Source organism: Actinomadura montaniterrae (assembly GCF_008923365.1).
Classification (GTDB): domain Bacteria; phylum Actinomycetota; class Actinomycetes; order Streptosporangiales; family Streptosporangiaceae; genus Spirillospora; species Spirillospora montaniterrae.
Genome location: NZ_WBMR01000290.1, coordinates 1 through 9,611, shown reverse-complemented (window position 1 = coordinate 9,611; position 9,611 = coordinate 1). Strand labels below are relative to the sequence as shown.

10 protein-coding genes are annotated in these 9,611 nt (G+C 74.1%); 5 read left to right on the top strand and 5 right to left on the bottom strand.

What is annotated here, in order from left to right:
- Positions 1–1,294 (top strand): AMP-binding protein (locus F9B16_RS45745; protein WP_151546540.1); only part of this gene is annotated, 1,294 nt, incomplete at its 5' end.
- Between the two features lie 40 nt (positions 1,295–1,334).
- Here F9B16_RS45745 and F9B16_RS45740 read toward each other — a convergent pair.
- The 5 genes from F9B16_RS45740 to F9B16_RS45720 form a co-directional block, all read right to left on the bottom strand.
- On the bottom strand, positions 1,335–2,543 hold the full coding sequence (locus F9B16_RS45740; protein WP_225992530.1) for a sensor histidine kinase: 1,209 nt from the start codon (positions 2,541–2,543) through the stop codon (positions 1,335–1,337).
- A complete protein-coding gene (locus tag F9B16_RS45735) occupies positions 2,540–3,202 on the bottom strand; it encodes a response regulator transcription factor (protein ID WP_151546539.1) in 663 nt (220 codons plus the stop codon). The genes F9B16_RS45740 and F9B16_RS45735 overlap by 4 nt, the downstream gene beginning before the upstream one ends.
- Before the next feature lie 55 nt (positions 3,203–3,257).
- The gene (locus F9B16_RS45730) at positions 3,258–4,043 is read right to left on the bottom strand and encodes an SAM-dependent methyltransferase (protein ID WP_151546538.1); all 786 of its coding nucleotides are present in this window, start codon (positions 4,041–4,043) and stop codon (positions 3,258–3,260) included.
- An 82-nt stretch (positions 4,044–4,125) separates the two neighbouring features.
- A complete protein-coding gene (locus F9B16_RS45725; protein WP_151546537.1) occupies positions 4,126–4,974 on the bottom strand; it encodes an RNA polymerase sigma factor in 849 nt (282 codons plus the stop codon).
- Between the two features lie 244 nt (positions 4,975–5,218).
- Positions 5,219–5,788: an SMI1/KNR4 family protein gene (locus tag F9B16_RS45720; protein ID WP_151546536.1), complete on the bottom strand. Its 570-nt coding sequence runs from the start codon at positions 5,786–5,788 to the stop codon at positions 5,219–5,221.
- A gap of 421 nt (positions 5,789–6,209) precedes the next feature.
- On the opposite strand from F9B16_RS45720, the gene F9B16_RS53260 reads away from it, so the two are divergent.
- From F9B16_RS53260 to F9B16_RS45705, 4 genes are all read left to right on the top strand, one after another.
- Positions 6,210–6,722, top strand: coding sequence for a hypothetical protein (locus F9B16_RS53260; RefSeq protein ID WP_225992529.1), 513 nt, complete (start codon positions 6,210–6,212; stop codon positions 6,720–6,722).
- Positions 6,719–7,765 (top strand): peptidoglycan-binding protein, encoded by a 1,047-nt coding sequence (locus tag F9B16_RS45715; protein ID WP_225992528.1) that lies wholly within the window; start codon positions 6,719–6,721, stop codon positions 7,763–7,765. The genes F9B16_RS53260 and F9B16_RS45715 overlap by 4 nt, the downstream gene beginning before the upstream one ends.
- Positions 7,762–8,472, top strand: a complete 711-nt coding sequence (locus tag F9B16_RS45710) for an ABC transporter ATP-binding protein (RefSeq protein ID WP_151546534.1) — start codon at positions 7,762–7,764, stop codon at positions 8,470–8,472. The genes F9B16_RS45715 and F9B16_RS45710 overlap by 4 nt, the downstream gene beginning before the upstream one ends.
- Positions 8,469–9,611 (top strand): ABC transporter permease (locus F9B16_RS45705; RefSeq protein ID WP_151546533.1); only part of this gene is annotated, 1,143 nt, incomplete at its 3' end. The genes F9B16_RS45710 and F9B16_RS45705, both read left to right, overlap by 4 nt.

Below are 9,611 nucleotides of genomic sequence, written 5' to 3'. Positions count from 1 at the left end.
CGACCGCCGTCCCGGCCCGCCCGGCGGACCCCCGGCCGCCGGGACGCCGCTGGCCGCGCCCGTCGCCGCACCCCCCGCGCCGGGCCCCGCCGACCATGCCGCCCCGGTCGCCGCCGAGACCGGGCCGAGCATCGACGAGGTGATCCGCTCGGTGCCCGCGCCCGAGACCGCGCCCGGCCCGCCGCAGATCCAGAGCCGGACGATCATGCTCAGCTCCGGCACCACCGGCCGCCCCAAGGGCGCCCGCCGCCCGCCCCGCCCCGGGCTGTGGCCGCTGGCCTCGATGACCTCCCGGATCCCGCTGCGCACCCGGCAGACCATGATCATCGAGGCGCCGCTGTTCCACACCTGGGGCTACGCCGCGCTCCAGATGGCGTGGGCGCTGCGCGCCCCGATCGTCCTGCACCGCAGGTTCGACCCCGAGCAGGCGCTGCGCTCGATCGCCTCCCACCGCGACACCGTCCTGTTCGCCGTCCCCATCATGCTCCAGCGGATCCTGGAGCTCGCCCCGCAGACCCGCGCGCTGTACGACACGACCTCGCTGCGGATCGCCGCGCTCAGCGGCGCCGCCCTCCCCGGCGACCTCGCCACCCGGTTCATGGACGCGTTCGGCGACAAGCTCTACAACGTCTACGGCTCCACCGAGGCGTCCTGGGTGTCCATCGCCACCCCGCGCGACCTGCGGATCGACCCGCGCACCGCCGGCCGCCCGCCGCGCAACACCTCGCTCGCCATCGTCGGCGCCGACGGCCGCCGCGTCGGCCGCTCCACCATCGGGGAGATCTTCGCCGCCAACGAGCTGCTCTTCGAGGGGTACACCGGCGGCGAGCCGATGCAGGTCCGCGACGGGCTGCTCGCCACCGGCGACCTCGGCCACATCGACCACCGCGGCCTGCTGTTCGTGGACGGCCGCGCCGACGGCATGGTCGTCTCCGGCGGCGAGAACGTCGTGCCGCGCGACGTCGAGGACGCCCTCCTGCGGCTGCCCGAGGTCCACGAGGCCGCCGTGATCGGCGTCCCGGACGACGACTGGGGCCAGCGCCTGGCCGCCTTCATCGTGCTGCGGCCCGGCGCCCGGCTCAACGCCGAGGCCGTCCGCGCGTACGTGCACGCGCAGGTCGCCCGGTACGCGGTGCCGCGCGACGTCCACTTCATCCCCGAACTGCCCCGCAACGCCACCGGCAAGGTCGTGCACCGCTGGCTCACCGCGGGCACCGAGCAGACCCGCCCCGAGGGCCGCGTCGACTGGCCGCAGCCCCCGCCGTGGCCGCTCCCCGCCGAGAACGCGGGCTGACCCCGCCGCCCGCCGCCTCGCTCGCGCGGGGCGGCCGCGGTCACGCGGGGGTCAGGGCCTCGCGCGCGACCGCGGGCAGCCGGACCGTGATCGACAGGCCGCCGCCCCGCCGCGGCACCGTCTCGATCGTCCCGCCGTGCGCGCCCACCACCGCACGCACGATCGACAGGCCCAGCCCCGCCCCGTCCGCCGACCCCACCCGGTCCGCCCGCAGCCGCCGGAACGGCTCGAAGATCCGCGCCGCCTCGTACGCCGGGACGGGCCGCCCCGTGTTCACCACCTGCAGGAACGCCTCCCCGTCCCGGACCCCCGTGCGCACCCACACCCGGCCGTCCCGCACGTTGTACTTCACCGCGTTCTCCAGCAGGTTCATCGCGCACCGCTCCAGCAGCACCGGATCGCCCGCCACCTCCGCCGGCGCCAGCCGCACCTCCACGTCCAGCTCGCCGGTGCGCCCGTCCAGGTCGTGGAGCGCGCCGCGCACCACCTCCGGCAGCGGCGTCGGCGTCCGCGTCGCCGGCTCCCGCTCCGACCGCGCGAGCAGCAGCAGCCCCTCGATCAGCCGCTCGTGCCGCTCGGTGTTGCCGAGCAGCACGTCCGCCAGCGCCTTGGTCTCCGGCGGGTTCTTCCGGCTGGCGAGCGCCACCTCCAGCACCGTCCGGTTGATCGTCAGCGGGGTGCGCAGCTCGTGCGAGGCGTTCGCGACGAACCGGCGCTGCGCGTCGAACGCCCGGTGCAGCCGGTCCAGCATCCGGTCGAACGTGTCCGCCAGGTCCTTGATCTCGTCCTGCGGGCCGTCCAGCGCGATCCGCTCGTGCAGCGTGCTCTCCGACAGCCGCCGCGCCGTCGCCGTCACCTTGTGCAGCGGGCGCAGCATCCGCCCCGCCACCAGGTACCCGATCACCACCGCCAGGACGCCGAGCACCACCATCGTCAGCAGCGACGTCTGCAGCAGCCGCTCCAGCACGTCGTGCTTCTGCTGCGCGACCTGCCGGTCCGCCTCCGCCTTCACCGCCAAGAGCCGGCTGAAGTCCTTCGACGCCACCAGCACCCGCAGCTTCGCGGCGACCTGCGGGTCCACGCTCGTCCGCTCCGGCAGCCGCTGGTCCAGCGTCCGCGCCGTCAGCACGTACATCACCGCGACCAGCACCGCCGACGTCACCAGGAACAGCGACCCGTACACCAGCGTCAGCCGCGTCCGGACGCTCAGCCGCGGCGTCCGCACCCGCACCCGCTCCCGCACGCTCACCGCGCCTCCAGCCGGTACCCCGACCCCGTGACCGTCTCGATCACCGCGGGCTCGCCCAGCTTGCGGCGCAGCGTCGCCATCGTCACCCGGACGATGTTGCTGAACGGATCGATGTTCTCGTCCCACGCCCGCTCCAGCAGCCGCTCGGCGCTCACCACCCCGCCCTCGGCGCGCAGCAGCTCCTCCAGCACGGCGAACTCCTTGTTCGTCAGCCGCAGCTCCCGGCCGTCCCGCGCCACCCGCCGGCGGTGCGGGTCCAGCCGGATCCCGCGGCGCTCCAGCACCGGCGGCACCGGCGCCCCCGACCGCCGCGACAGCGCCCGCACCCGCGCCACCAGCTCGCCGAACACGAACGGCTTCGGCAGGTAGTCGTCGGCGCCGAGCGACAGCCCGTCCACCCGGTCCTCGACGTCCCCGGCCGCCGTCAGCATCAGGATCCGCGCCGGGCCGCGCCGCTCCGCGAGCTCCCGGCACACCTCGTCGCCGTGCACGGTCGGCAGGTCGCGGTCGAGCACGACGACGTCGTACTCGGTGTAGGACGCCCGCTCCAGCGCGTCGTCCCCGTCGTACACGACGTCGACCGCCATGGCCTCCTCGCGCAGGCCCTCGGCGATCGTGTCCGCGAGCACCCGCTCGTCCTCCACGATCAGCACACGCATACCGGGAGCATGGACGAATCGGGGTTAAACCCTCGTAAGGGCGCCGCCGCGCAGGTCAGGGCTTGCGCGCGACGCCGCCGGCGCACGCCACGCTGGGAAGCTCGGGGCCCGGGTCGGGACGCCACCGCGTCACCGGCACGACGCCGGGCGGCAGCACGTCCAGGCCGTCGAGGTAGCGGGCGATCTGCTCGGGGCTGCGCGGCGTGTACGGGACGGCGCCGCTCCCGGAGTTGAACGCCTCGATCGCCGCCATGTACGCCGGGTCGTCGTCGGTGCCGTCGTACACCGCCACGTAACTGCCCGACGCCAGCGGCTCGACCAGCCGCCGCACCACGTCGCGGGCCTGGTCGTAGTCCTGGACGAGCCCGAGGATGCCCATCAGCATCAGCGCGACGGGCTCCTCGAAGTCCAGCGTCCGCGCGGCCTGCGCCAGGATCGGCTCGGGGTCGCGCACGTCGGCCTCGATGTAGTCGGTGGCGCCCTCGGGCCGGCTGGTCAGCAGCGCCTTGGCGTGCACGAGCACCAGCGGGTCGTTGTCGACGTACACGATGCGTGCCTCGGGCGTGATCCGCTGCGCGACCTCATGGGTGTTGTCCATGGTCGGCAGTCCCGTGCCGATGTCGAGGAACTGCCGGATCCCCGCCTCGGCGGCCAGGAACCGCACCACCCGCGTCAGCATCTGCCGGGAGCGCCGCGCCATGTCGACCATACCGGGAAACGACTGGAAGATCCGCTCGCCCGCCTGGCGGTCGACCGGAAAGTTGTCCGTGCCCCCGAGCAGGAAGTTCCAGACCCGTGCCGAATGCGGCACGGTCGTGTCGATCTCGGGCCGTGGGTCCATGCCAGCTCCTCGGTTCCGGAGCGCCGTCGGCGGCTCCGTCCGGGAATCGTTCCCTGGTCGGAGCCCGGCTACCCGCCATGTTCTAGCGCCGCCAGCAGGTGTAGGAGATCGTCGCCGTCCCGCCCGGCGAGAAGGAGACCGACCCTCCGCCGCCCCCGCCGATGTAGCAGAGCACCGTCGGCCGCACCACCACGGTCACCGTCGCCGACCGCCCCGCCTTGAGCGTCCCGCCGCCGGACGCGCTGACGCGCCCGCCCCGCGACCGCACCGACGCCACCGCCCAGTGGACCGTCCCGCCCACCGCCGTCAGCCGCACCGGGCACGACCTCGGCAGACCGGCGACACCGAGCCCGTGGCACCCGCCGTCGCTCACCGCGAGCCGCCCGGCCCCGCCATCACCCCCGCCGCTCGGCCTGCGCTCAGCCGGCTTCCCGGCAGCGGGCTTCTCCTTCTTCTCGTCCTTCTTCTTCTGCCCGTCCTTCTGCGCCGGTGAGACCGTCACCGGCGGCGGGCTCGCCCCCGGCGTCGCCGGCGCCGCCTGGGGCCGCGCCGGCTCGGGCTTCGCGTCCCCGCCCGGCTCGAACGCCACGACCAGCCCCGCGGTCAGTACCGCCGCGGCCGCCGCCCCGATCACCGCGATCCGCCTGCGTCCCCGCGCGGGCCTGCGGCACTCGTCGCGGACGACGTCGTACAGCCAGTCCCGGAACGTTCCCGCGTCCGGGACGTCCGCCCCCTTGGCCCGCAGCGCGAGCAGCGCGGCCCGGACCGCCTGCACGGCCCGCCCGTGGTCGCCGAGCAGCCCCTCCGCGTACTCGACGAGCTCGGGCCCGTACACGTTGTAGACGTGGCCGACCGCCCCGGGCCGCTGCCCCCGGAGCCCCTCGACCAGCCGGAAGTCCTCGTTCAGCGGGGGCGCGGCATTGCTGGGCACGAACGGATTATGGCCGACCGGGCACGCTCGGTTATGTGCCTCAACTGCACACTCCCACCCCACCCTTTATCACCAAACCAAAACCCCATCCACCTAATGCCCGTGCACCCGATGATCTCGGCGCGTGCCCGATCAGCGGAGATGAACGTCGTCAAGGGGCTGAGCCTGGGGCCACTCGAAAGGCTGACCTGCGGTTTTGGCTTAAGAAGACATACGTGCCAAGTTGGTGCTGTGGGTCCCGCGCCTACTCGGGCTGTGCGAGCGCCTCGTCCCACACATTGCCTCCGTCTGCCCAGGTCCACAGCCACTGACGCAGAGATGGCGCCGCGTAGCGCAGGCCGTCGTGAGGCTCTTGGCCCCAGTCTGGTTCCCAGCCATCGGCGTCCCAGAGCAGCACCGGGTGATCGACTGCTATCAGCGAGACGTACCACGCCATGGTGCAGCCACCCCCCGTCAGGTAGAGCCACGAAGCCGGCGACTCCCACCCCGGCCGCTGGGCATGGATGGTGGTTGCGCAAGGCCAGTCCGGCACATCCCAGTCCGGAATGCGGCGCGGTGTCAGCGATGCGAGCCCGCCTTCCGGCCCGAACCCGCCATCACCGATCTCGGTATAGATGCGCCGGAGCAACTGGGGCAGCCGATACCCGAGTTTCTTTTCTGCGCGCTCTACTTCGGCAATCGTGAGTGGAGGAAACGGCTTGTCCGGGAGGCAGCCGCGGGCGGGGATCGAGCCCCGTGCTCCCCATGCGAGAGAGTGCAGCCTCTCAAGAAGCAGGTCATCGTCCGAAGCGGTGCGACGAGGGGCATCGGTCACGAACTGGCACTGTAGTATCCCGAGCCGGTCAGATTCACGCAGGCGGAGCACAGGCCGGTGCGTTGGTGATGATTTGCTTCACCCCGCGGCGGTCGATACCCGGCATCCGCAGTCGGTGCGGGTTGCGGTGGCGATTGCCTAGCCGTCCAGGACGACGGTCATCGTGTCTTCGTTGATCTGTGGGGACATGACACCTCCTCTCAGCTCGGGGAGCCACGGGAGCCAGAGTGGTGAGCCAATGAGGCTCGATGTGCTCTTACTCGCCGCGACTCCGCCGGACGTTTCTGCTGGTGAGAGGGTCGTCCGGCGACGTTCCGCGACTTGGCCCGATCCCGTCAGGGCGACTGCGGCTAATGCACGTTTAACGCGGGGGTGGGTTCGGTGGGGGCGCTGGGCCGTGGGGTTCGGCGGGAAGGGAGACATGGGGAATCGGGTTCGGGCGGTCGTGGTGGCAGGGGTCGTGCTGGCCGGGGCGGCGGCGTGCGGGGGCGGTGATGGCGGGGACGGGGTCGCGAGCGTCGGCGGGGCGGCGGCGAAGGCGTCGGCGTCGCCGAGCCGGTCGCTGAGTCCGGAGGACGCGCAACTGAAGTTCGCGCAGTGCATGCGGCAGAACGGAGTGGACGTCCCGGACCCCGGCAGCGGGCACGCCGAGACGATGCGGATCGGGAAAGGGGTCGGGAAGGAGAAACTGCAGGCCGCGCTGAAGAAATGCCAGTCGTGGCTGCAGGCCGGCGGGAAGCTGCCCGATCTGAAGGACCCGAAGGTGCGGGACCAGTACGTGAAGTTCGCGCAGTGCATGCGGGAGCACGGGGTCGACATGAAGGACCCGGACCCCGACGGGACGATCCAGATCCCGGCGGGGAAGACGGATCCGGAGACCGTGAACAAGGCGCGGGAGGCGTGCAAGGCCCTCGCGCCCGGAGCCGGGAAGTGAGGCGCGCCGTGGCGGCGGGCGGGGTCGCCGCCGTGGTGGTGGCGGCCGGCGGGGGAGTGCTCGCCTGGACGTCGGGCGACGGGAAGGGCGCGGAGCCGCCCGCGACGCGGCTCGGCACGGCGACCGTGACCAGGGGCGACCTGGTGGACACCGAGAAGGTTGACGGGAAGCTCACCTACGGCGACGAGCGCGAGGTGTGGGCGGGGGCGTCCGGGGTCGTGACGTGGGCGCCGGCGCAGGGCGCGACGGCCAGGAGGGGCGGGACGCTGCTGAGGATCGCGGGTGATCCGGTCACGCTGATGTACGGGGGCGTGCCGATGTACCGGGTCCTCAGGGACGGCGACTCGGGCAAGGACGTCCGGGAGCTGGAGGAGAACCTGCGGGCCCTCGGCTACGGCGGGATGACCGTGGACGACGCGTTCACCGGCGCGACCGAGGCCGCGGTGGAGGAGTGGCAGGACGACCGCGGACTCGAGCGGACGGGGACGGTCTCGCCCGGGCAGGTGGTGTTCCTCGCGGGCGCCGTGAAGGTGAAGGAGGTGAAGGCGCCGGAGGGGAAGCGGGCCGTGCAGGGGCAGCCGGTGCTGACGGTGGCGGGGACGCGGCGGGTCGTCCACATCGACCTGGACGCCGACAAGCAGGACATGGCGCGCGAAGGGGAGAAGGTGCGGGTCGAGCTGCCCGGCGGGACGACCGTGGGCGGAACGATCAGCGAGGTCGGCAGCGTCGCCGAGACGACCGGGTCGGGGCAGGACCAGAAGACCACGGTGGGCGTCGACGTGTCGCTGAGCGGGAAGGGGACGGGCCGGCTGGACGAGGCGCCGGTCAGCGTCGAGCTGGAGAGCGAGCGGCGGAAGGACGTGCTGTCGGTGCCGGTGGAGGCGCTGCTGGCGCTCAAGGAGGGCGGCTTCGGGCTGGAGGTCGTGGACGGGGCGCGGCGGCGGCTCGTCCCGGTGCGGACGGGGTCGTTCGGCGGCGGCCGGGTCGAGGTGGAGGGCGCCGGGATCCGGGAGGGCGTCGCGGTGGGGGTGCCGGCGGAATGAGGCTCGGAGACGGCGCGGCCGGCGACGCCATCGTGGAGCTGGCCGGGGTGACGAAGGAGTACGGGAGCGTCGCGGCGCTGCGCGGCGTGGACCTGGTGATCGGGACGGGGGAGCTGGTGGCGATCGTCGGGCCGTCCGGGTCGGGGAAGTCGACGCTGCTGCACATGGTCGGGACGCTGGACCGGCCGACGGCGGGCCGGGTCCGCGTCGCGGGCCACGACGTGGCGGGGCTGAGCGACCGGGAGCTGTCGGCGCTGCGGGCGCGGCACATCGGGTTCGTCTTCCAGCAGTTCCATCTAGCGCCGGGCGTCAGCGCCCTCGACAACGTGGCCGACGGGCTGCTCTACAGCGGCGCGGGCCTGAAGGAGCGGCGCAAGCGCGCGCGGGAGGCGCTGGAGCGGGTGGGGCTCGGCGGCCGGGCCGGGCACCGGCCGCACCAGCTGTCGGGCGGCGAGCAGCAGCGCGTCGCGGTGGCGCGCGCCGTGGCGGGCGATCCGGACCTGCTGCTGGCCGACGAGCCGACCGGCAACCTCGACACGGCGGCCGGTTCCGGGGTGCTGGCGCTGCTGGACGAGCTGAACCGGGCCGGCACCACCGTCGCGATCATCACGCACGACCTGGACGTCGCGGCCCGCGCGCCGCGCCGGGTCCGGGTCCGGGACGGGCTGGTCGTCGCGGACGAGCGGGCGGGGGCGAGGAGCCGGTGAGCGGGCTCGTCCCGGCGCGGCTCGGGCCGCGGGACGTCGTGCGGGTCGGCCTCGCGGGGCTGCGGACGCGTCCGGCGCGCGCGGTGCTGTCGGCGCTCGGCATCGCGATCGGGATCGCGACGATGGTCGCGGTCATCGGGATCTCGTCGTCGAGCAAGGAGGACCTGCTGCGGCGGCTGGACCGGCTCGGCACGAACCTGCTGACGGCGAAGCCGGGCAGCACCCTGTTCGGCGACCAGGCGGAGCTGCCGGAGACGGCGCCGGAGATGGTGCGCCGGATCGGCCCCGTCACCGGCGTCGGCGCGACCGGGTCGGTGGACGCGACGGTCCGCCGCACCGACCGGATCCCGGTGGAGGTGACGCAGGGCATCGCGGTGCAGGCGGCCTCGCCGGACCTGCTCGCGACGCTCGGGACCGGCACGGCGAGCGGCCGGTGGCTGAACGCGGCGACCGAGCGGTATCCCGGCATGGTGCTCGGGTCGGAGGCGGCGCGGCGGCTCGGCGTGGACCGGGCGGGCGGCCGGGTGTTCGCCGGCGGCCGCTGGTTCACGGTGCTGGGCGTGCTGCGGCCCGCGGAGCTCGCGCCGGAGATCGACCGGTCCGCGCTCGTCGGCTGGGACGCGGCGGAACGCTACCTCGGCTTCGACGGGCACCCGACGACGATCTACGAGCGGTCGGCGGACGCGTCGGTGAACGACGTCCGGGACGTCCTCGCCCGCACGGTGAACCCCGAGCACCCCGAGGAGGTCGACGTCGCCCGGCCATCGGACGCGCTGCGGGCGAAGGCGGAGGCGGCGGGCGCGTTCACCGGGCTGCTGCTCGGGCTCGGCGCGGTGGCGCTGCTGGTCGGCGGGGTCGGGGTGGCGAACACGATGGTGGTGTCGGTGCTGGAGCGGCGCCGCGAGATCGGGCTGCGCCGCTCGCTCGGCGCGACGCGCGGCCAGGTGCGGACGCAGTTCCTCGCCGAGTCGCTGCTGCTGTCGGCGTCCGGCGGGGCGGCGGGCGTGCTGCTCGGCGCCGCGGTGACCGCCGGGTTCGCGGCGGCGAGGGGGTGGCCGCCGGTGCTGCCGGCGTGGGCGCCGGCCGGCGCGCTCGGCGCGACGCTGCTGATCGGGACCGTCGCGGGCCTGTACCCGGCG

What these genes read in the sequence shown, in the direction of transcription:
- F9B16_RS45735 (WP_151546539.1), bottom strand. Translation starts at nt 3,202, where the DNA reads ATGCGTGTGCTGATCGTGGAGGACGAGCGGGTGCTCGCGGACACGATC.
- F9B16_RS45730 (WP_151546538.1), bottom strand. Translation starts at nt 4,043, where the DNA reads ATGGACCCACGGCCCGAGATCGACACGACCGTGCCGCATTCGGCACGG.
- F9B16_RS53260 (WP_225992529.1), top strand. Translation starts at nt 6,210, where the DNA reads ATGGGGAATCGGGTTCGGGCGGTCGTGGTGGCAGGGGTCGTGCTGGCC.
- F9B16_RS45710 (WP_151546534.1), top strand. Translation starts at nt 7,762, where the DNA reads ATGAGGCTCGGAGACGGCGCGGCCGGCGACGCCATCGTGGAGCTGGCC.